This window comes from Rhizobium sp. Leaf341 (assembly GCF_001424325.1).
Lineage (GTDB): Bacteria > Pseudomonadota > Alphaproteobacteria > Rhizobiales > Rhizobiaceae > Ferranicluibacter.
Genome location: NZ_LMPE01000011.1, coordinates 60,723 through 83,085, shown reverse-complemented (window position 1 = coordinate 83,085; position 22,363 = coordinate 60,723). Strand labels below are relative to the sequence as shown.

18 protein-coding genes are annotated in these 22,363 nt (G+C 63.8%); 15 read left to right on the top strand and 3 right to left on the bottom strand.

The features are described from left to right. Positions 1-105: 105 nt before the first annotated feature. Both ASG03_RS11590 and ASG03_RS11585 read left to right on the top strand, forming a co-directional pair. Positions 106-696: a DUF4360 domain-containing protein gene (locus ASG03_RS11590; protein ID WP_082475709.1), complete on the top strand. Its 591-nt coding sequence runs from the start codon at positions 106-108 to the stop codon at positions 694-696. A gap of 85 nt (positions 697-781) precedes the next feature. After that, the gene (locus ASG03_RS11585) at positions 782-2,179 is read left to right on the top strand and encodes a DUF4360 domain-containing protein (protein WP_062693672.1); all 1,398 of its coding nucleotides are present in this window, start codon (positions 782-784) and stop codon (positions 2,177-2,179) included. A gap of 185 nt (positions 2,180-2,364) precedes the next feature. On the opposite strand, the gene ASG03_RS11580 is transcribed toward ASG03_RS11585, so the two are convergent. Further along, positions 2,365-4,356, bottom strand: coding sequence for a BCCT family transporter (locus tag ASG03_RS11580; RefSeq protein WP_062693671.1), 1,992 nt, complete (start codon positions 4,354-4,356; stop codon positions 2,365-2,367). A 144-nt stretch (positions 4,357-4,500) separates the two neighbouring features. Here ASG03_RS11580 and ASG03_RS11575 point away from each other — a divergent pair, with 144 nt between their 5' ends. The 6 genes from ASG03_RS11575 to ASG03_RS11550 all read left to right on the top strand — a co-directional run bounded on the left by ASG03_RS11575 (position 4,501) and on the right by ASG03_RS11550 (position 10,605). Next, the gene (locus ASG03_RS11575; RefSeq protein WP_062478323.1) at positions 4,501-5,460 is read left to right on the top strand and encodes a bile acid:sodium symporter family protein; all 960 of its coding nucleotides are present in this window, start codon (positions 4,501-4,503) and stop codon (positions 5,458-5,460) included. A 248-nt stretch (positions 5,461-5,708) separates the two neighbouring features. After that, positions 5,709-6,491, top strand: coding sequence for an ABC transporter ATP-binding protein (locus tag ASG03_RS11570; RefSeq protein WP_244475232.1), 783 nt, complete (start codon positions 5,709-5,711; stop codon positions 6,489-6,491). Continuing rightward, positions 6,488-7,252 (top strand): ABC transporter ATP-binding protein, encoded by a 765-nt coding sequence (locus tag ASG03_RS11565; RefSeq protein ID WP_062693669.1) that lies wholly within the window; start codon positions 6,488-6,490, stop codon positions 7,250-7,252. Before ASG03_RS11570 ends, ASG03_RS11565 begins: the two co-directional genes overlap by 4 nt. Continuing rightward, positions 7,249-8,160, top strand: coding sequence for a branched-chain amino acid ABC transporter permease (locus tag ASG03_RS11560; protein WP_062693668.1), 912 nt, complete (start codon positions 7,249-7,251; stop codon positions 8,158-8,160). Before ASG03_RS11565 ends, ASG03_RS11560 begins: the two co-directional genes overlap by 4 nt. Next, positions 8,157-9,146 carry a branched-chain amino acid ABC transporter permease gene (locus ASG03_RS11555; RefSeq protein WP_062478312.1) on the top strand — a complete coding sequence of 330 codons (990 nt, stop codon included), beginning with the start codon at positions 8,157-8,159 and terminating at the stop codon, positions 9,144-9,146. The genes ASG03_RS11560 and ASG03_RS11555 overlap by 4 nt, the downstream gene beginning before the upstream one ends. Then, a complete protein-coding gene (locus ASG03_RS11550; RefSeq protein WP_062693667.1) occupies positions 9,130-10,605 on the top strand; it encodes an aldo/keto reductase in 1,476 nt (491 codons plus the stop codon). The genes ASG03_RS11555 and ASG03_RS11550 overlap by 17 nt, the downstream gene beginning before the upstream one ends. A gap of 3 nt (positions 10,606-10,608) precedes the next feature. Here the strand turns inward: ASG03_RS11550 and ASG03_RS11545 are convergent, their stop codons facing one another. Next, a complete protein-coding gene (locus ASG03_RS11545) occupies positions 10,609-11,814 on the bottom strand; it encodes an MFS transporter (RefSeq protein WP_062693666.1) in 1,206 nt (401 codons plus the stop codon). Here ASG03_RS11545 and ASG03_RS11540 point away from each other — a divergent pair. Both ASG03_RS11540 and ASG03_RS11535 read left to right on the top strand, forming a co-directional pair. After that, entirely contained in the window at positions 11,756-12,766 is a 1,011-nt protein-coding gene (locus ASG03_RS11540; RefSeq protein WP_244475231.1) for an AraC family transcriptional regulator, read from the top strand. The genes ASG03_RS11545 and ASG03_RS11540 overlap by 59 nt on opposite strands. A gap of 124 nt (positions 12,767-12,890) precedes the next feature. After that, a complete protein-coding gene (locus ASG03_RS11535; protein WP_062478304.1) occupies positions 12,891-13,940 on the top strand; it encodes an ornithine cyclodeaminase in 1,050 nt (349 codons plus the stop codon). 23 nt (positions 13,941-13,963) lie between these two features. On the opposite strand, the gene ASG03_RS11530 is transcribed toward ASG03_RS11535, so the two are convergent. After that, a complete protein-coding gene (locus ASG03_RS11530; RefSeq protein WP_156381816.1) occupies positions 13,964-15,622 on the bottom strand; it encodes a calcium-binding protein in 1,659 nt (552 codons plus the stop codon). A 190-nt stretch (positions 15,623-15,812) separates the two neighbouring features. On the opposite strand from ASG03_RS11530, the gene ASG03_RS21675 reads away from it, so the two are divergent. The 5 genes from ASG03_RS21675 (at position 15,813) to ASG03_RS11515 (ending at position 22,274) form a co-directional block, all read left to right on the top strand. After that, positions 15,813-15,980: a hypothetical protein gene (locus tag ASG03_RS21675; protein WP_162241382.1), complete on the top strand. Its 168-nt coding sequence runs from the start codon at positions 15,813-15,815 to the stop codon at positions 15,978-15,980. Next, positions 15,977-16,153, top strand: coding sequence for a hypothetical protein (locus ASG03_RS21475; RefSeq protein ID WP_156381815.1), 177 nt, complete (start codon positions 15,977-15,979; stop codon positions 16,151-16,153). Before ASG03_RS21675 ends, ASG03_RS21475 begins: the two co-directional genes overlap by 4 nt. 349 nt (positions 16,154-16,502) lie before the next feature. Beyond that, positions 16,503-17,528, top strand: a complete 1,026-nt coding sequence (gene bcsN / locus ASG03_RS11525; RefSeq protein ID WP_062693664.1) for a cellulose biosynthesis protein BcsN — start codon at positions 16,503-16,505, stop codon at positions 17,526-17,528. Between the two features lie 46 nt (positions 17,529-17,574). Further along, positions 17,575-19,767 carry a UDP-forming cellulose synthase catalytic subunit gene (gene bcsA / locus ASG03_RS11520; RefSeq protein ID WP_062478295.1) on the top strand — a complete coding sequence of 731 codons (2,193 nt, stop codon included), beginning with the start codon at positions 17,575-17,577 and terminating at the stop codon, positions 19,765-19,767. Then, positions 19,764-22,274: a cellulose biosynthesis cyclic di-GMP-binding regulatory protein BcsB gene (locus tag ASG03_RS11515; RefSeq protein ID WP_062693663.1), complete on the top strand. Its 2,511-nt coding sequence runs from the start codon at positions 19,764-19,766 to the stop codon at positions 22,272-22,274. The genes bcsA and ASG03_RS11515 overlap by 4 nt, the downstream gene beginning before the upstream one ends. Positions 22,275-22,363 lie beyond the last annotated feature (89 nt).

Here is a 22,363-nt window from a genome sequence, read left to right as displayed (position 1 = left end):
TTCCCGACGTGAATTGCAGCCGAACGGAATGCTCAGCGACGGTTCATGTTGGCACACCTATTTTCCTGCCAGGGCCTAAGGCTCACATCAAAACGAGGAAGTTCAATGAAGAGATTCGGTCTCCTGCTGGCGTCGCTGTTCATCTCGTCTGCAGCTTACGCAGACGACATTTCCCTCGGCGTTCCCGGCTACGGCGGTAGCGGTTGCCCGTCCGACAGCGTTTCGGCGACGATCAGCCCGGACGGCAAGGCCCTGAGCCTGCTGTTCGACAACTACATCGTCCAGGCCGGCGGAGACACCGGCAAGAACTTCGACCGCAAGACCTGCAACGTTGCGATTCCGGTTCACGTGCCCCAGGGTCGCAGCGTGTCGGTCCTGGCGATCGACTATCGCGGCTTCAATCAGCTGCCGCGCGGCGCCCGCTCGCAGTTCAACGTCGAATACTTCTTTGCCGGAACGCGCGGACCGGCCTTCGTCAAGACCTTTAACGGCCCGAACGAAAAGGACTACCTGATTTCCAACAAGCTGGTGGCCGACTCCCTGATCTGGTCGGCCTGCGGCGAGGACGTCAACCTGCGGACCAATTCCAGCATCCGCGTGAACACCACCCGTGGCCAGGAAGCCATGGCGACGGTCGACACACAGGATGTGAAGGCCGCCATCGTTTACCAGCTGCAGTGGAAGACCTGCCGCTAACATCAAACCGGGCGGTCGGCGCAAACACGCCGCCCGCCCGCATTCGACAGATCCGCCACGGCCGGCCACCATCGAAGGTTTCCCCATGGGCAACAGAACGTCTCTCGCCCTCTGTTTCGCAGGCGTGGCAGCGGTCGTGTCGGGCAATGCCGCTGCGGCGGACGGATGTGCGGACGGCACGTTTTCGAGCGTTCCCTCGCCTGATGGCAATGCGACCAGCGTGCTCTTCGACGACTTTTCGGCAACGGCCGGCGGCGGCCCCGGTCTGTCGCGTGCGACGAGCACCTGCCAGTTGACCGTTCCCGTCACGCGCGCCGATGGCTTCAGCGTCTTTGGCGTTGATTATCGCGGCTTCGTCACGGCGGAAGATGGCCAGACGGCACAGATCGTGACCCTGCAGGATGGTCGACAGGTTCTCACATATCAGGTCGGAGGCCCGCTGCAGGACGACGTCGCCACGGGCGGCAAGGTCGGAATTTCGGGATCGGACACGCTTGGCCTGACGATCGTCGTCGAGACGACGGCACCGATCGATCCGAACACACCGGACGCGACCCTCCTTCTCGACACCGTCGATATCACGCGTCTCGGCTTTACGACGTTGTCTTCGGTGACGAACTCGATGGATCAGCTGGCGCGCCAGCGGCAGGCGATCGCCGCCGAACTCATGGGCACGGCACAGGGGCTTCTCGGCGAAGGGGAGCGCTTCGATGCCGGCAGTTCCATCAGCCTCTTCGGCACGTCCAGCGCTGCGGCAGGATTCAAGGGTCGGTGGGAAGCCGGCAGCGGGATCAGCCTTCTCGGCGGTGCCGCGATCGTCAATCCCGACGAAGACGCTGTCTCGGTCGACACGCTGGCTTTGCTCGCCGGGGCCGTCCGCTACACGACGCCGCAGGCGACGTGGCGGGGCTTTGGCGAGGTCGGCGCCTGGGGCTCACCCAATGTGCGCGCAAATCTGTCTCGCAGCTACCTCGACACGAGCACGGTCGTCTCCGCCGGCGGTACCGCCACTGGATCGCTCGTGAGCGCTTACGGACGTATCGGTGCCGTTTTCGCGCCGGACCCGGCAAACGAGATCGTGCTCTCGGCGCGCTTCACAAAGGCATGGCTTGACCTCGACGGCTACGACGAGCCCGCGACGGATCGCAATCTCTTCGCGGCCAAGGTCCGCGGCGGCACGTCGAGCGAAAACATCGCCAGCGCCGAAGTCGCCTGGAGCCACCAGACCGAGGGCCGCCTGGACTACACGCTGTCTGGTGCGGTGGGCCGCATCTTCGCCGATGACAAGGCCGTAGGCGCATCTGTCGACTGGGTCGGAGATGTATCCGGCCAGGCACGCGACCAGTCCTTTGCGTCGGCCGGAGGCCGGATCGGCGTCCGTCTCGATGATGTTTGGCACATGGACACTTCAGTTGGTGCCACTTTCCGCCAGTATGACGATCCCGAATGGAACGTCGGCGCGCAGCTGAAGGCACGGTTCTAAAGCGCATTCCGTGCAAAAGGATTCACGCAACGCGCTTTCAGGTCTTGTTTTGATGCATCTTATTTCCCGAAACCGCTGCACACGTTCGGGCGACCTGCATGAGGCGCGGGAAGCGCGCAGCCCGGCGGGCGACCGCCGCGCTGCAGAGCGATAGGACATGGCCGCCGCAGACGGTCCGTGGGACCTTACGGGTGCTCGGGCGCGTTTGTCATCAGCGCGGTTTCGGTTGACGCCGTCAATGCGAGGTAGCGTTCGAACTGGGCAAGAACATCCGTGATGATCTGCTCCTTGTTCATTCCCATGATGTCATAACCCTTGCTGCCATCCGAGAACGAGGTGCGCGCTTCGTGCCGAAGCCCCATCTTCGCCGCGTCGAACGCGGTGTAGGCCGGCAGTTTCTGCGCCGCGGGCGCAACGGCATAGACGAAGTCGCGAACGCGCTCGGCCGGCACCGACAGGCTCACAAGCCCGCCGCCGGTTCCCGCATCCTCTGCGCTCCGCCGCACTGTCGCATCCCGCCCGGCGCGCCGGAGTTCGCCCGCAACGGCCGCCAGCGCCGGTTCCGCAACGGTGTCGATGAAGGTGGCAACGTCCGTCGCGCTCGGGGCATTCAGCGCCAGTGCCAGCCGGCGCTGCCAGGTGATGCCGGCGGCCGGATGGGCCACCATGGGCCCGACAAGGGTCGATTGCTGCGCCACGTCGGCCCGCATACCCTTGAACAAGCCGAACAGCAGGGCCATCATCACGAAGACGAAAGGCAAGGCGGAGGCGATGGTCGCGGATTGCAGCGCGGTCAGCCCGCCCGTCAGCAGCAGGACGATCGCCACGAAGCCCTCGAGGCCGCACCAGAAGATGCGTTGCGCCGTTCCGGTGTTGGTTTCACCACCGGCCGCGATCGTGTCGATCACCAGCGAGCCGGAATCGGCCGATGTGACGAAAAAGATGGCGACCAGCGCCACGGCAAGCGCCGAGGTGACCGCCGGGAACGGCAGGTACTGGAAGAACTGGAAGAGCCCGACCGAGATATCCTGCGATATGGCCTGCCCGAGCGCACCGGCGGCGACGCCCTGATCGATATCGATCGCCGTGTTGCCGAACACGGTCATCCAGAGGAATGTGAAGATGCTCGGCACGAAGAGTACCGCGATCACGAATTCACGCACGGTCCGTCCGCGCGAGATACGCGCGATGAACATGCCGACGAAGGGCGACCACGAGATCCACCAGGCCCAGTAGAACAGCGTCCAGGAGTCGATCCAGGGGGTCGGCTCGTAGGCGTAGATGTTGAAGGTGCGCAGCAGGAACGTATCGAGGTAAAGCCCGATATTCTGGACGAAGTCCCGCATCAGCTGTGTGCTGGGGCCGACGATCAGAACGAAGACCATGAGCGCCACGGCGACAACGAGATTGAGCTCGCTCAGAATGCGCACACCCTTGCCCAGTCCGCTGACGACGGAGAGCGTCGCGACCGCCGAGATGACGACGATCAGGACCGCCTGCACGACGGACGATACAGGCACGCCGAGCAGGAAGTTCAGCCCGGCATTGATCTGGAGCACGCCGAGTCCGAGGGATGTGGCAATGCCGAAGAGCGTGCCGCAAATGGCGAAGATATCCACCATATGCCCGATCGGGCCGTTGATGCGTTCCTTCAACAGGGGATACAGCCCCGAACGAATGGTCAGCGGGAGGTTGTAGCGATACCCGAAATAGGCGAGCGACAAGCCCACCACCGAATAAATCGCCCAGGCGTGGATGCCCCAGTGAAAGAAGGTGACGCTCATCGCCTCGCGCTTTGCCGCGACCGACAGCGGGTCGGCGGTCGGCGGGGTCGCAAAATGCGTCATCGGTTCGCCGACGGCAAAATACATGAGACCGATGCCCATTCCGGCGGCAAACAGCATGGCAATCCAGGAGAGGTATCGAAACTCCGGCTGGCTGTCATCGGGGCCGAGCTTCAGGTCCCCGTAACGGCCGAAGGCAAGAATGAGGATGCCGAACAGGAAGACGCCGACCGCCAGGAGATACAGCCAGCCGAAGGATGAGAGGATCCAGCTTTGCAGGGCGCCGAAAATCGCCTCGGCCCGCATCGGCGCGACGGCGCCGACAGCGACAGACATCAGAATGACAGCCACCGATCCGAAGAAGACGGGCGGATTGATCGTGAATTTGAACATCGGCTTCCTTTATCTTGTAAACGGCTCCCTAACAAATCGTTGAACAATATGCAAAGGACGAAAGCCCTGGATTGCAGAAGTCCTGCTCTTGACAGGGAAGGCGCGGCGTTTACACCACGGCGAAACGGCATCGGGAGTGCGCCTATGAACCGCCTGTCATCCATCTCGGCCTTCGTCGGCAAAAGCTTCGCCCTGTGGGTCATCCTCTTTGCGGTCCTTGGCTTCTTCTTTCCGGATACGTTCAAGCAGATCGGCCCATGGATCGTGACCCTTCTGTCGATCATCATGTTCGGCATGGGGCTGACCCTCTCCGTCGACGATTTTCGCGAGGTTTTGCGGCGGCCGTTCGACGTGACCATCGGCGTCGTCGGCCAGTTCGCGATCATGCCGCTGCTGGCCGTCTTCCTGACATGGATCATCCCCATGCCGCCGGAGGTTGCGGCGGGCGTCATCCTCGTCGGCTGCTGTCCGGGCGGCACGTCATCCAATGTGATGACCTTCCTGTCCAAGGGCGACGTCGCCCTGTCGGTTGCCTGCACCTCGGTCACGACGCTGGCCGCGCCGATCATCACGCCTTTCCTGGTCTGGATGCTTGCCAGCCAGTTCCTTCCGGTCGATGGCTGGGCAATGTTTCTCAGCATCATCAAGGTCGTGTTGGTTCCGCTCGCACTAGGCGCGGCGCTGCAGAAACTTCTGCCTGGCGTCGTCAAGGCCGCCGTCCCCGCCCTTCCGCTCGTGAGTGTCATCGGGATCGTTCTGATCGTGTCCGCCGTCGTCGGCGGGTCGAAGGCGGCCATTGCGCAATCCGGCCTGATGATCTTCGCCGTCGTCGTGCTGCACAACGGCCTGGGGTATCTCCTCGGCTTCTTCGCGGCCAAGGCATCCGGACTGTCGCTTGCCAAGCGCAAGGCCATCGCCATCGAAGTCGGCATGCAGAATTCCGGCCTTGGCGCCGCGCTGGCCACCGCCTATTTCTCGCCGCTTGCCGCGGTGCCCAGCGCAATCTTCAGCGTCTGGCACAACATTTCCGGCGCGCTGCTGGCAAACTGGTTTGCGACCCGGGTGGAGACAGTGGACGACCGCGAGGCCGTTCTGCGGAAATAGGACGTCTTGCCCACAGGCGGTCGCTATGGCGCGTCGTTGTTCTCCGCTGCTAGAACTGTCGAAAGTCTGCAACACCGCGGCAGGAAAAGCGGCGGTCCGAAACACGAGGACAAGGCGACCTAGCTGTTGAAATCCATAAGTGTTATCAGCCTGTTGCGACAGGCGCACTTTAGCCGCCCGGATTTGGTTGGCGCAGACGGTTCGCAAGACTAAACCCGTGATTTCCCCGCAGCCTTGGGATGCTTCGTTTGCCCCTTCAGACCCCCGATGCCGCCGTCATCGACGCTCGTGATCTCGTCAAGCGGTTTGACGGAATGACGGCGGTCGACGGCATGTCGCTGCAGGTGGGGCGGGGCGAGATGGTGGGTCTGATCGGACCCAACGGCGCCGGCAAGACGACGCTCTTCAATCTTATCGCCGGAACGCTGAAGCCGACCTCGGGCGAGATCCGCATCGGCGGGCGGGACGCCGCGCAGGACCGGCCCGAGCAGCGGATCGGGCTCGGCATCGGCAGGACATTCCAGATCCCCCGGCCTTTTCTCGACATGACCGTCCTCGAGAACGTGCTCGCCGGCGCGCAGCGCCAGGACGGGGAAAGCCTCTTTGCCAACTTCCTGCGGCTCGCCCATGTTCGCAGACAGGAGAGGGCCGCCGTGGAGAAGGCCCGAGCGCTCCTTGCCTTCGTTACGCTGTCCCATCTGGAGCACGAACCGGCGCGCGTTCTCTCCGGCGGGCAGCGCAAGCTCTTGGAACTCGCACGCATTCTCATGGCCGATCCCAGCGCGATCCTGCTCGACGAGCCGGCAGCCGGGGTCAACCCTGCACTTCTGGAAACGATCATCGAGCGCGTCCTTCAGCTCAATGCCGGGGGCACCTCCATTCTTCTGATCGAGCACAACATGGACATGGTCTCGCGGCTCTGCTCAAGGGTCGTCGCCATGGCGATCGGCAAGCCGCTCGCGGAAGGCACGCCGGCTGAGGTTGCGCGCAATCCTGCCGTCATCGAGGCCTATCTCGGAGCGATGGCATGAGTGCGGCGGCGTCTCCGATCCCGGTTCCCGCACTGGATATCCGCGCGCTCGTCGCTGGTTACGAGCCCGATCTGCCGATCGTTCGCGGCGTGGATCTCACCGTGCCCTCCGGGGATTTCCTTGTCCTGCTCGGCCCGAACGGCGCAGGCAAGTCGACTCTCGTGAAGGCGATCGCCGGCGTCGTGCCGATCAAGAGTGGGACCGTTCATCTCCGCGGGCAGGATATCACCAGCGTTCCCTCCCATCGCAAAACTGCCCGCGGCCTTGCCTTCGTGCCGCAGACCGAAAACATCTTCGCGACGCTCTCCATCCACGAGAACCTGCAGCTTGCCGCAGCCATTCTGCCCAAGGCGGCGCGCGCCGGCCTCATCGATCGTCTTTATCGACGCTTCCCGGATCTCGCACGCCAGCCTTCGCGGCTCGCCGGGGCACTCTCGGGCGGACAACGCCAGATGCTCGCGGTCGCCCGTGCCCTCATCGTGGACCCCGCCGTCCTTATTCTCGACGAGCCCTCCGCAGGCCTGTCCCCCAAGATCGTCGGGGAGGTGTTTTCCATGCTCCGCGAGATCAACGGCGAAGGCGTGACGATCGTGCTGGTGGAGCAGAATGTGAAGGCGGCTCTCTCCGTATCCCGCCGCGCCGTCGTTCTGGTCGAAGGCCGCATCGCGCATGAGGGACAGGCCGACGGCCTGTTCGGCGATCCTTTGTTGGCACGCCTCTATCTCGGCACATCGCATTCCGTGGAGGCCGCTGTCCCATGAACCCGCAATTCCTCATGGACGGCCTTGTCGCAGGCGCGATGATCGGTCTCGGCGCAATCGGCGTGACGCTGACCTATTCCATCCTGCGCTTTGCCAATTTCGGCCACGGCGAGCTTCTCTCCTGGGGTGCCTATCTCGCTCTGGCGGTCAGCGGGGCCCTCGGCCTGCTTTCGACCTCCCTGACACGACCCATTGGCCCGTTCTCGTTCGGTTGGTCGCTGCCCTTGGCCGCCATCGTCGCCGTCCTCCTGACCGGGGCACTGGCGCTCGCGGTCGATGCTGTTCTCTTCGGGCGTCTTCGCGCGCGGGGAAGCGCCGTGATCATTCTCGTCATGGCCAGTTTCGGGGCGTCGCTTGCACTGCGCAGCCTGCTTGAATTCCTCTTCACGTCGAAGCCTGCCTACTTCACCAAGGCGCTGCAGATCGCAATGCCGCTAGGGGCAGGTCTGAGAGCAACGCCGGACCAGTTGCTGTCACTTGCCGTGGCCCTCCTCGCCGTTCTCGCCGTGCATCTTCTGATGACACGGACCGATATCGGCCGCGCCATGCGAGCGGTCAGCGAAAACCCGGCGCTTGCCGGGATCGCAGGCGTCGACGTGCGCCGGGTCATCCGCGTGGTCTGGATGCTGGGCGCCGGCCTTGCCTGCCTTGCCGGCATCATGACGGGCCTGCTCGTTCAGATCCGGCCGTATCTCGGTCACGACCTCCTGCTGCCTCTGTTTGCGGCCGCCATCCTCGGCGGGATCGGCAGCGTGCCCGGCGCCATGCTGGCCGGCCTCGTCGTCGGCCTTTCGGAGGCCGCAGCCGTCCAAATCGTGGGCGCAGAATGGCGGGCGGCCGTCTCCTTCGTCATCCTGGTCGCCGTGCTTCTGTTCCGGCCGCGCGGTCTCTTCGGGAGATCCGCATGAGCCTCGATCTGCTGGCCTATGCGGGCTTCTTCCTGACAATGGCGCTGACCTATGCCGTCATGTGTCTCGGGCTCAACCTTCAATGGGGGCAGACAGGGTTGTTCAACGTCGGTATCGCGGCGTTCGTCGCCATCGGTGCATATGTTTCCGCGCTGCTGACCACGCCGCCGACGCCGGACAGGTTTGGCGGCTTCGACCTGCCGATCGTCGTCGGCTGGGCGGGCGGTGCCGCCATGGCGGGTCTCGCCGCATGGCTCGTCGGCGCGCTGACCATACGGCTGCGCTCGGACTATCTCGCGATCGCCACGTTCGGCGTGGCGGTCTGCGTGCAGCTCTGCGTCTTGAACCTGCAGCCCCTGACCGGCGGCGCTTTCGGCATCGGCTTCATTCCCCGCCCCTTCTCCCATCTTGCCGGCAACGCCCTTGCCTTCGGTCTTGCCAACCTTGCCTTGATGACCGGCCTGGTGGTCGGTCTCTACGTCGCCCTCGAGCATTTGGCAAAAAGCCCGTGGGGCCGCGTTCTCCGGGCGATCCGCGAAGACGAGACGGCAGCGCAGGCCCTCGGCAAGCGCCCGATCCGCTTTCGCCTGCAGGCCTTCACGATCGGCGGCGCCATCATGGGTCTTGCAGGGGCGGCCCAGGCGCATTTCATCGGCTTTATCGCGCCGGACAATTATCTGCCCATCCTGACCTTCCAGGTCTGGGCCATGCTTATCGTCGGCGGCTCGGGCAGCAATCGCGGTGCCATTCTCGGCGCGATCCTCGTCTGGGGGCTCTGGGCCCTCTCCGCCGCGGCCGTTTCCGCTTTCGTGCCGCCGGAGCAGCAGGCCCGGGCGGCGGCGCTCCAGATCGTGGCGATCGGCGTCGGCCTCTGCGCCATCCTTCTTCTTCGGCCCCGCGGCATCGTGGGCGCGCGCAGCGCGCTTAGCCCCCGCGGAAAACACGGGCGCAAGCCCGGGAGACATCCTGATGACCGAGCGCCCTGACCGCATCCGCCTCACCCCAGACCTCGAGATCAGCCGCCTTGTCTGCGGCCTCTGGCAGGTTGCCGATATCGAGAAGAACGGCACGACGATCGACCCGGAGAGGGGGGCCGACGCTCTGCACGCCTATGCCCAGGACGGCTTCGATACGTTCGACATGGCCGACCACTATGGTTCGGCAGAGGTGATCACCGGCCGTCTGCTGTCGCGATACACCGGGGAACCAAGACCTGTCGCCTTCACGAAATGGTGCCCGGAGCCGGGACAGATGACCCGCGAGATCGTGCGGCGCGGTGTTGAGGAGCGGCTGACGCGTCTGGGTGTGGACCGGGTTGACCTCCTGCAGTTCCACTGGTGGACGTTCGAGCATCCGGCCTGGCTCGATGCCTTGCACGAGATGCAGCGCCTGAAGGAGGAAGGGCTGATCGGTGCTCTGGGCCTGACGAACTTCGATGCCGGACACCTGGCGCTGGCGCTCGCCGATGGCATCGAGATCGCCACCAACCAGGTTTCGTTCTCGCTCGTCGATCGCCGGGCCTCCGGCCCACTCTCGGATCTCTGCGCGAAGCGTGGCGTCAAGCTCCTCGCCTATGGCACGCTGTGTGGCGGTTTTCTCTCGGAGAAATGGTTGGGGAAGCCCGAACCGGACACCATTCCCGACTGGAGCCGCTCGAAATACAAGCGTTTCATCGACACGGCCGGCGGCTGGGACGCGTTCCAGACCATTCTCCGCGCGGCATCCGATATCGCCAGACGCCACAAGGTGTCGGTCTCGAACGTCGCCAGCCGCTGGGTTCTGGAGCATCCCGCCGTCGCTGCCACGATCATCGGCGCGCGTCTCGGGGAAAACGAGCATAGAGACGACAATCTCAACGTCTTCCGATTCCGCCTCGATGCCGAAGACCACGCAGCGCTCGACGCCGCCTTTGCAGGAACGAAACCCATCCCGGGAGACTGCGGCGACGAATACCGGAAAGCGCCCTTCCTGACCGCCTCCGGAGATCTCAGCCATCACCTGAGCGCCATTCCGTCGATCTACACCGCCGAGCCGGTGCCGGGACGCCCCGGGCGTCGCCGGGTTTCGTCCGGCAGCGTCTGGGAACCCATTGCCGGCTACAGCCGCGCGGTTCGCGTGGGCGACCGCATCCACGTCTCGGGCACGACGGCGACCCATGCCGCCGACCGCTGCGTTGCGCCGGGCGATGCCGGCGCGCAGGCAACCTATATCCTCGACAAGATCGCCGCCTCGATCACCGCGCTTGGCGGATCGATGAACGATGTCGTGCGAACGCGCGTCTATCTGCGCGACGCCGGCCAGTGGGAGCCGGTCTCCCGCGCCCATGGCCGGGTGTTCGGCACGGTGCTGCCCGCCAACACCATGGTGCAGGCTGGCGACCTGATCGGGGACTACGAGGTCGAGATCGAGGCGGAAGCCATCTGCGACGGCCCGCCTTCCGCGTGAACCTCAGGCGCGCTTGCGGCCGGGCAGCTTTGGCAGCAGGACCGTGAGCAGGCCGAGGAGCGGCAGATAGGAGCAGAGACGGTAGACGAACTCGATGCCGTAGCGATCGGCGAACAAGCCGAGAACGGCCGCGCCGATGCCGCCGAACCCGAAGGCGAAGCCGAAGAACATGCCGGCGATCAGCCCCACCCTCCCCGGCACCAGCTCCTGCGCGAAGACGACGATGGCGGAAAAGGCCGAGGAGAAGATGAAGCCGATGATGATGACCAGCGCAGAGGTCCAGAAAAGATCGGCATAGGGCAGCATCAGCGCAAACGGGATGACGCCGAGGATCGAGAACCAGATGACGACGCGCGCCCCGAAGCGGTCGCCGATCGGACCACCGAAAAAGACGCCGGCAGCAGAGGCACCGAGAAACAGGAACAGCATGATCTGCGCATCCTGCACGCCGACCCCGAACTTCTCGATGGCAAAGAAGGTGAAGTAGCTCGAAATGCTGGCGAGATAGGCGTTCTTCGTCGCCGTGAGAACGGTGAGCACGGCCAGCGTCCACAAAACTTGGTTGCGCGGCAGCGGCAGGGCCCGATCGAGCGTCGGGCGCCCGGCATTCGCCCGGCGGTGACGCAGATACCATGTGCTGACGAAGGACAGCACGATAAAGCCGACGATCGCGAAGATCGAGAACCAGCCAAGTGTCTCCTGTCCCCGCGGGATGACGATGAACGCTGCCAGAAGCGGACCGATCGCCGTTCCGGCGTTGCCACCGACCTGGAAGAAGGATTGGGCCAGGCCGTGGCGTCCACCGGAGGCGAGACGTGCGACCCGGGAGGCTTCGGGATGAAAGACGGCTGAACCGACGCCGATGAGGCAGGCGCCGACGATGAGCACTTCGAAGCTGTGTGCGAAGGCGAGCGTGAACAGGCCCGCGCAGGTGGAAAGCATGGCCGCCGGCAGGGAGAACGGCATGGGCCAGCGATCCGTCACCACGCCGACCACGGGCTGCAGAAGCGACGCCGTCACCTGGAAGGCAAAGGTCAGCAGGCCGATCTGGACGAAATCCAGCGCGTAGTTCGCCTTGATCAGGGGATAGAGCGACGTGAGCAGCGACTGCATGATGTCGTTGAGCATGTGGCAGAAACTTGCTGCCGCGATGATCGAAAAGGTGATCGTCTCCGCCCGGATTCCGCTCTCTGTGGTCACGCTTGCCATATCGGCCCTCCCGCCTCTTCGATACCTGTTTCGCCGTTTGCCTCTCGTACAGAGCTTGACGGTGGCCTGCCTTTGCGCTCTGGTCCACTTTTTTCGTGAGTGGGCCAAAGTGCGATCGACCGAATTTCCGAGCAGCGACAGCGATCTCGACGAGCACCGCAAAAGCCTGAGCCGCATCGATGCAGCACAGGAGCCGCTCTACGTCATCGGCCGACACTACAGACAAGGCGTGCGCAGCCCGGTCCATTCACACGGGAAGACGCAGCTCTGGCATGCCCGCCGGGGGGTCGTCGTCGTTGGAACCATCGATCGGCGCTGGATGATCCCGCCGGGCCACGGGCTCATCATCCCGGCCGGGTTGGAGCACGCATCGGAGACCATGAGCCCGGTCGAGATGTTGTCGATCTACGTCGATCCACAACTGGCCCTGGTCGAGCGGCCGAAAGTGGTCAACGTCACAACGCTTGCGGTCAATCTGATGGATGAACTGGTGCGGGACACGCCGCCACTCCCCAATCCAAGCCCCAATCCACGCCTCAGTCCGCACCCCAACCCGCGCCGACGCGAGCTGGTCATGGATCTCCTGCTCGACGAGATACAGCATTTACCGGAAGTACCGCTCGGCCTGCCCTTTCCCAACGATCCGCGTCTCGCCGACGCGTGCCGCGCCTTTCTGGAGACCCCCCTCGCCGTGGCAAGCATTGATGAATGGGCGGCCAAGCTTGCCATGAGCCGCCGAAGCTTCACCCGGTTCTTCCGGGCGCAGACTGGCGTCAGTTTCGTGACGTGGCGGCAACAGGCCTGCCTGTTTGCCTCGCTGCCGCGCCTTGCTGCCGGACATTCGATCACGAGCGTCGCGCTGGATGCGGGTTACGAAAACATTGCGGCGTTCTCGACCATGTTCCGACGGATGATGGGGAGTGCACCACGGCAGTATCTGCTCTCGCGCTGACACTGGCCAAAAGGGCAATTCGACCATGCAGAATGCGCATTTTCAAGCGAGATATGCCAATCATCAGCCGTTTCGACAAACATTTCCGGTTGCTACCATTCGTCGGAGCAACGAGGAAAAACCGATGTCTGCCCTGCCGTCCGAAAAGGCCCTGATCCCCTTCGTCAGCGTCGAGAACATGATGCGGCTCGTTCACCACCTCGGTATCGAGCGCGTTCTGCGCGAACTGACCGACACGATCGAAGCGGACTTTCGCCGCTGGGACGTCTTCGACAAGACGCCGCGGATCGCATCGCACTCCCGCGAGGGCGTGATCGAACTGATGCCGACCTCCGATGGGGAGATCTACGGCTTCAAATATGTGAACGGTCACCCAAAGAACATGGCGGCCGGCCTGCAGACCGTGACGGCGTTCGGTCTCCTGGCGGATGTGGCGACCGGCTATCCTGTTCTGATGACGGAAATGACGTTGTTGACGGCGCTGCGCACGGCAGCGACATCCGCGATGGCGGCCCGCCACCTGGCGCCGAAAGGCACGCGGGTGATGGCGATGATCGGCAATGGGGCGCAGGCCGAGTTCCAGGCGCTGGCGATGAAGTCCGTCCTTGGCCTGACCGAGGTCCGGCTGTTCGATATCGACAGGCGGGCGACCGATAAGACGGTCCGGAATCTCACGGGCTCGGGGCTTGTGCTCCACGCCTGCGAAAGCGCCGAACAGGCGATCGAGGGTGCCGGCATCATCACGACCTGCACGGCGGACAAGCTATGTGCCACCATCCTGACCGACAACATGATCGGCAGCGGCGTGCATATCAACGCGATCGGCGGGGATTGTCCGGGGAAGACAGAGCTGCATCGGGACATCCTTTTGCGCGCCGACACGTTCGTGGAATATCCGCCGCAGACCCGCGTCGAGGGCGAAATTCAGCAGATGGCGCCGGACTATCCGGTCACCGAGCTGTGGCGGGTCGTGCGAGGGGACGTGCCGGGCCGGACGGACGCGCGACAGATCACGCTTTTCGACAGCGTCGGCTTTGCCGTGGAGGATTTCTCCGCGCTTCGCTACGTGCGGGCGGCTTTGGCTGGAACCGACTTCTTCCAGCAGATCGACATCATCGCCGACCCCGACGATCCGCGGGATCTGTTCGGCATGCTGCAACGCGCCGCAGCCTGAACGATCCGAAACGGCAAGAAGGCTCAGAAGAAGAAGTCGCCCTTGTCGAGAAGGCCGAGTTTCACGTTCTTCAGCAGGATGCTGTCACCACCGGTGGCATCGATCAGGACATCGTTGCCGTCCTGTCGGGCGTGATGTTTCATCAGGTCGGCGAAATCCGTGATCGCCTTGAGGTTGGTGAGGTCGAGAATGTCGTGGGCTTGTCCGCTGGCGGCAAAATCGAGGATCACGTCCCGGCCATCGCCGGTGGAAAAAACGAATTGGTCGGCGCCGGCGCCGCCCGTCAGGATATCCGCTCCGCCATGGCCCCAGATCATGTCGTTGCCGGCCTTGCCGTCGATACGGTTGGACGCGCTGTTTCCATGGATCTGGTTGGCAAGCCCGTTGCCGGTCGCGTTGCTGGCAGCCGTGCCGCTGAGCGTGAGATATTCGAAATTGTCCGCCAGCGTGTAGCTGACGCTCGAGATGACGAGATCGTTGCCGGCGTTCTTGGCCTCGACCAGCAAGGTGCGCGCATTGTCGATCACATAGGTATCGTGACCGGCACCGCCCGCAACCGTGCCAAGGACCGTTCCGCCGCGACCGTCGAAGTAGTCGTTGCCCCCGCCGAGCAGGACGTCGCCCTTCATCGTGCCGGTGTTGGTGACCGACTGCTGGCCGTCGCCGCTCTTGAACGCAACGCCCGACCGCGCCGACAAAACGCCGCTGTTATTGAAACTGGCATGATCGGCGCCGGCAAAGTCGACGGCGCTGCCCTTGGAGGCGGAAATCGTGCCGCTGTTGGCACCGCGCGCATGATCCCCGACGACCGAGATTCCCACGGCGCCGGCCAAAGAGCCACGGTTGTTGACGATCGCATCGTCGGCGACAACATGAAGGGCGGTGCCACCGACCGCGATCGTCTTCGTATTGGTCAACGTTCCCTTGGCGCCCGTCAGCAGGATGCCGTCGGCCCCGGCTTGCAACACGCCCGAATTCGTGACGATGGCGTTCTTGCCCTTGGCAAAAACAGCCGTCGCCCCACTGCCGACCGTGCCATTGTTCGTGATGATCTCGGAGGCTCCGGTGGCCGTTATCCCGTTGCCGCGCGCGGCGATCGAACCGTTGTTGGTCACGATTGTTGCGAGCCCGTCAACCACGATGCCGGCAGCGGTGGCGGATGAGATATCCTTGTTGTTCGTCATGACGATGCGATCGCCGGAAAGCTTCAGGGCATCGAGCTGGCCGACCATCTTGCCGTTGTTGACGACCATTGCCGCGGCGCCCTTCACCAGCACCGCACTGCCGGCAGACGATGCTATGCTGGATTCATTGGCGATATTCGCCGTGTTGCCGACCACGCTGATCCCGGCCTGCTTTCCGGACATGCTGCCGCGATTGACGATATCCATGCCGGCTGCCGTCGCGGATACAGCGACCGTACCGGCGACGATGGATCCCGTTCTGGAGACGACGACAGACCCGTCGAGATCACCGGCATTGGCCGCCCCGTACAGCACCCCGGACGCGCCGGCCTTGATGGTGCCGTCGATGACCACGTCGCGCGCTTTTGCGAGGCCGGAGGCGACGATGCCGCTGCCCGTCACATCAATCGTCACGTCCTTCACGAGCACGAGCTTCGTGGAAGCCTCCGTGAAGCTGACGCTCGTCCTCGTATTCTTCGTCAGAAACCTGAAAGCCATCGCCGGTGCGCCATACATTGTATCGATTGCAAGCTCCTTACAGGACAACCGATTGCAAATCGACAGTCCCATGCCCTCAAAGCCGGTTTTCAGCGCATCTTCTGCGACAAACGTAGGAGATGCTTAACGTCGAAGGGCGCGACGCGTGCGTCGGACGGGAACATACGGAGCGTCGGTGCCTTTCCCCTGCATGAGAGTTCACACCGGAAACCAGGCCGTCATCGTGGTCCTTGCCACGTCCTTGATCTGCGCACTGTTCGTCTATGCCGCGTCGATGCGGGTCGAAGACGCTGCAGGCCGCGTCGATCCCAAAGCGAACGTCGTGACGGGCAACGCGGGTGGGGGAGCTGACACATGACGTTGAATCGCACAGCCCTCAGCGTTGCCGTTCTCGTGGTGATCCTGATCGCGATCGGCTGGCTCGTCATCAGCCCTTCCCAGGACGCTTCGACAGGCGGTGGCGCGCCACCTCAGCCGGAGAAGACCCAGACAGTGCCGAACAATCCCGGGCCGACCACAGGTGCTCAGTAGCTGGGTAGAACGACCCGTCAAGCGTTCGGCTTTTGGTCGTTCGATCCTGGGAACAGCAATCAAGCGCTGCAAACGTGGTTGTAACGCTCGCCAAGGGCTTTCTTTTTGATTCGGAAGGGGCCGGCCCGCACGCACATTCCATCGGTCGGCAACGGCCGACTTCGTGTCGTCCGGACCACGAACCGGCAGCAAAACGTCCCGTAAGACGCGCATTGGTGGAAAGCGTTAGGAAAGATTAACCGAACATTAACCATGCCCGCGAGAAATGAGATGGAATAACCCTGATTCCATCACTGGATGCATCGCGCTCATGTTTCATACGGCTTTCGCAATTGCAGGAAGAACGGCCATGCCGGGCATGCTTCTGGCTCTGAGTGCTGCGGCGATGTCCGGCTGCACCCAGACCGGCGGACTGAAGCAGTCGTCCGCGCCGACAGAGATCGCAGCAGAAAAAGCGCTGGCTTTTCCTCCGCCCGGCGGTCCGGCCATTGTGAGCGTGATCGAACGTAATTTTTCCAATGCCGTCCAGCAGGACATCATTCTGGCCACGGATGCGCGCGGCCGCGGACAGAACTACATCCAGGTCCGCTATTTCGGCCCCACCGCCACAGCGTTCGACGGGGCATCGCGGCTCCCGACCCGGATCATGACGACGGCGCAAGCGGTCGGCGAGATGCGGTCGGAGTTTCCGACGATCCGCATGAGCATTTCCCCGAGCTTCGTCCAGAACAATTACGGCGCGTTCGCCTATGCCTACGGCACGAACGAAAGTTCTGGCGACGCATGCCTTTATGGCTGGCAGCAGATCAAGGCGTCCGACAATCTCGTGCGCACCTTCCGTTATCTCGGCATGATCCAGACGCGGGTCCGCATTTGCCAGACCGGCGCCTCGCGCGATGCGCTCCTGTCGATGATGTATCATTACACGTTGACCGGAGCGTTCGACAGCGTCGCCTGGAATCCTTATGGCAACGTGCCCCCTCTCGACCCTGCCGTCGGGCAGCTCGGGCGGCCGATCTATGCTGCCGGCGCCGGAGCGCGGCTGCTGCCGCCGCCGGAGGCCCCCGATCTGTCCGGGCCCGCGCCTGTCCGTCCTGCCCTTCGCCGGCTCGAACGCCAGAACACGCGGCCTGCAGCGACGCGTGTGGAAAACATTCAGCCCTCCGTTCCCTCGGTCGCCATCCCCGCGCCCAACATGAGCGCGAACGGACCGGCAGGTGCTCCTCAGACGCCAATGGCACCCCGACCCGTCAGCCTGCCGAGTGAGGACGGCGCGGCGCGCGCTGCAACGACCCCCGGGCCCCAGGCTGGGCCCGTCATTCCGTCTGTGCCCTGTGCCGTCTCCCAGAGCAGCGCCTGCACAAGGAACATGTGATCCATGCGCCATATCCAGCACTCTTCCGAAAAGGGAAAATAGGGTCATGTTCAAGGCGCTTATCGTCGTTGCATGGATCTGCATGTCGGTCGTCATCGTGGCGATCACGACCCTGCCCGTCAGCCTCCAGACGCATCTGGTTGCCGCCTTCCTCTGCATGGCGCTCCTTGCAGTCCTGAAAGTGCTGAAGGCAGAGGGCAACTGGCGCCTTATCGGCCTCGGCTTCGGAACTGCCATCGTGCTGCGCTACGTCTACTGGCGCACCACCAGCACGCTGCCGCCGGTCAACCAGCTGGAAAACTTCATCCCCGGCTTCCTGCTCTATCTGGCTGAAATGTACAGCGTCGCGATGCTGGCGCTCAGCCTCTTCATCGTTTCCATGCCGCTTCCGCCGAACCGCCCGCGCCCGGGCTCTGCGGACTATGCGCCCTCGGTCGATGTGTTCATCCCGACCTACAACGAGGACGCCGATCTGCTGGCCAACACGCTGGCGGCCGCCAAGAACATGGATTATCCGCCCGAGAAGCTCACCGTCTGGCTGCTGGACGACGGCGGCACGCTGCAGAAGCGGAACGCGGCGAGCATCCCCGACAGCCAGGCCGCCCAGCGCCGCCACGAGGAACTGAAAGAACTCTGCCGCAATCTCGATGCCAACTATCTCACGCGCGATCGCAACGAACATGCGAAGGCCGGAAATCTGAACAATGGCATGCGCCAATCCCAAGGCGACCTGATCACCGTGTTTGACGCCGACCATGCGCCGGCACGCGACTTCCTGCGCGAGACGGTCGGCTATTTCGAGGAGGACCCGCGCCTCTTTCTCGTCCAGACTCCGCATTTCTTCCTCAATCCCGATCCGATCGAGCGCAACCTGAAGACCTTCAACAAGATGCCGAGCGAGAACGAGATGTTCTACGGCATCATTCAGCGCGGGCTCGACAAATGGAACGCCGCCTTCTTCTGCGGGTCGGCGGCCGTGCTCAACCGGCGTGCTCTCGAAGACACCAATGGCTTCAGCGGCATCAGCATCACCGAGGATTGCGAAACGGCGCTGGCGCTTCATTCCCGTGGCTGGAACAGCGTCTATGTCGACAAGCCGTTGATTGCCGGGCTTCAACCCGCGACGTTTGCAAGCTTCATCGGCCAGCGCAGCCGTTGGGCGCAGGGGATGATGCAGATCCTCATGTTCCGCATGCCGCTCTTCAAGCGCGGGCTGAGCATGCCGCAGCGGCTCTGCTACATGTCCTCGACGCTGTTCTGGCTGTTCCCGTTTCCGCGCACGGTCTTCCTGTTCGCACCGCTATTCTACATCTTCTTTGATCTGGAAATCTTCGTCGGCTCCGGCGGCGAGTTCCTGGCCTACACGACCACCTACATGCTCGTGAACCTGCTCATGCAGAACTATCTCTACGGTCGTTTCCGCTGGCCCTGGATCTCCGAACTCTACGAATATGTGCAGACCGTGCATCTGTTGCCGGCCGTCATCTCGGTGATCTTCAATCCATCGAAGCCCACCTTCAAGGTCACCGCGAAAGACGAATCGATCAGTGACAACCGACTTTCGGAGATCAGTCGCCCGTTCTTCGTCATCTTCGGTGTGCTGCTCATCGCCACCATCATGTCGTTCTACAAAATCTATGCCGAGCCCTATAAGTCAGACGTGACGCTGGTCGTGGCCGGCTGGAACCTGCTCAACCTCGTCTTCGCCGGCTGCGCGCTCGGCGTGGTCTCCGAACGGCGCGAAAAGTCGTCCTCCCGCCGGGTCAACGTCAAGCGTCGCTGCGAATTCAAGGTGGGCGACGAGTGGTTTCCGGGCATCATCGAGAACGTCTCGGTCAACGGGCTTCTCGTCCATGTCTACAATCGGTCCATGCAGCCCTTGACCGAGGGGGCGATGGAGGAAATTCGGGTCGAGACCTTCAGTCCGGGCGCACCATCTTCCATACCGGTCAAGATCGTCCGCAGCGGACGGGGCGACGGCTTTGTGCTCGTCGGCTGTACGTTCGCACCGCGTGAAGCACAGGAACGGCGCCTGCTCGCCGACATCATCTTCGCCAACTCCGCCCAGTGGAGCGAATTCCAGATGGGCCGGCGCCGCAATCCTGGCTTGATCCGGGGCACGATCAGCTTCTTTGCCATCGCGCTCTACCAGACCAATCGCGGTCTCTTCTACTTCTTCCGGAGCCTCGGCGGGTCGAAGGACGCAGCCCCTGCCAAGAAGGAGGCCGCAAGACCATGAAACACGTCGTCATCGCCTGCACGCTAGCTCTTCTTGCGCCTTCGCAGCTCCTGGCGCAGTCGGCCCCGTTCGACATGTCCCGGGAAAGGCCGGCAGCGCCGCAGCACCCCACCCAGGCACCCGATCCGGCAGCGCCGGGCACGCAGACGGCACCGTCCGCGAGAGGATCCGAGGCGCGACCGCAACAACCGGCAAGCGAGCCGGCGCCCTTCCAGCTGTCACCGCCCGTCCCCGCCCCGGCATCTGCGGAACCGCGTCCACAAGCGCCCGCCTCACCCGCACCCGTCCAGCCTTCGGCAACGCCGTCTGCACCGCAGTCGCCGGCCGCAGCCAAGGCCCCTGCGCCTGCGCCGATGGAGACGGATGCCTATCGACGGTACATCCTTCCGTTCGGAAAGCTCAGCCTTTCCGGCGAGACCGACCGGCGGACATGGACGATCTACCTCACGCCCGAACAGGCAAACGCGGCAACCGCCATTACCATCGGCTACCAGAATTCCATCGTCGTCGCGCCGGAGGCTTCCAGCTTCTCCGTCGAGCTCAACGGGAGCGTGGTCGGCCAGGTGCCGGTCGCCTCGGCGGATGCCGTGCACGACCTCGTTCTGCCACTCCCGAGCGGCGCGCTGCAGGCCGGTGCGAACGTCGTGCGTCTCTCGACACAGCAGCGTCACCGGACGGATTGCAGCATCCAGTCCACCTACGATCTGTGGACCAACATCGACCCGAGCCGCACCTATCTGACCTTCAACGCGCCGGTCGGCGATCGCCTTTCCAGCATCGATGACATCCAGGCCGTCGGCCTCGACGGCACGGGCGCGACGGCCATCGACATCGTCGCTCCAGCGCTGACGAATCCCAGCCGCTCGAACATGTTGCTGCGGCTCGCGCAGGCTTTGGCGCTTCGCACGCAGATGCCGAACCAGACGGTCGCCTTCCATACCGCCCTGCCTGCCACGTCCGCCGCGGGCACGCTGACCGTGCTGGTCGGCACACAGCTTGAAATCGACGGGATGCTGCCGACCCTTCCCGCCGGCACGGCCGTTGGCCCGACGGTGGCGTTTGCGCCCAGTGCAACGCGGGGCGTCAATGCGCTCGTCGTCACGGGCCCGACGGCCGAGGCGCTTCGGCAGGCGGTGGAAACGCTCGCAAGTCCGCTTGACGCAGCACCAGGTACCTCGCGCACCTCGTTTTCCACCAAGGCATGGCACACGCCGGATGCGCCGATCCTCGTCGGCGACACGCGCATCCCTCTCTCGCAGCTCGGCATCACCACCAGCGAGTTCGCAGGGCGCAGGTTCCGCACGGAGTTCATGCTCGGTGTGCCTGCCGATTTCTATGCCAGCGCCTACGGCGACGCCGTGATCCTGCTCGACGCCGGCTACGCCCCATCGGTTCTGCCGGGAAGCCGGATCGACGTGTATGTCAACGGCAATATCGCGACGACGACGCCCCTCTCTACGGAAGGCGGCGGCATTCTCAGCCATCTTCCCATCACGGTGACGCTGCGGCACTTCGTGCCGGGGGTGAATCGCATCTCGATCGAAGCCGTCCTGCTGGCAGCGGAAGACGATGCCTGCGCCACGGGAACGCCGGCCCAGACCACGCCGCGTTTCGCCCTGTTCGACACGACCGAATTCCATATGCCGGATTTCGCCCGGATCGACAGCAGCCCCAGCCTCGCGGCGACCTCATCCACGGGGCAGCCCTACCGCCGCGCGGAGCAACCGACGGCCCTTTATCTCGACCGCCTCGACCCCGAAACGCTGTCGGCTGCGGCCACCCTGCTCGGCCGCCTCGCTGTTGCCGCCGGCAATCCTCTGGCACTCGACACGGTCGCATCTCCCGCAGCCCTTGGCGATCGCAATGCGCTGATCGTCGGCACGCTGTCGCAACTCCCCCCGCCCTTGCTGACCCAGATGCAGATCGGGGCGGCACCGGCCAACTGGGGCACGCATCATGCCGGCGGGCAGCCGGACGACAGCAGTGGAACCCTGTTCGAGGAATGGCGCCAGAAAGTCTCCGGCGGCAGCTGGCTCGGTCAGGGGTCGCGCCTCGAGGCCTGGTTGAAGAGCGATCTCGATCTGTCGATGGACTCGCTCCGCTTCCTGCCCGGCAAGGAAGAGGATTTTTCCCCCTCCGAAAATGTCAGCTTCATGATCGCGCAGGGCCGCAGCCCGTCCGGAGCCGGGACGTGGACGCTCGCAACGGGCCCGACGTCCGCGAGCCTTCAGACCGGCATGAGCGCGATGGTGCAGGAGGCACGCTGGAATGGTCTCGACGGCCGCATCACGACATTCGAGGAGTCCACCGGAAACGTTTCGATGGTGCCGGTGCGCGATCTTCACCTGAACCCGACACAGCCATTCTCGATCGCCAACTGGCGCCTGATCGCCGCGAACTGGCTTTCGACCAATATCCTTTTCTTCGCCGTCATCTTCATCTCCGGCTTTGCGCTTCTCGGCATCATCACCACCCTGATGCTGCGCCTTCTGGGGCGCAGCCGATGAGGCCCCTGCATCGCGGACGTTTCAAGACAGCCGTTCGACCGGGTCCGGTATCGATGCGCCCTCTGCGCGCGCCGTTTCCTGCTCGGACA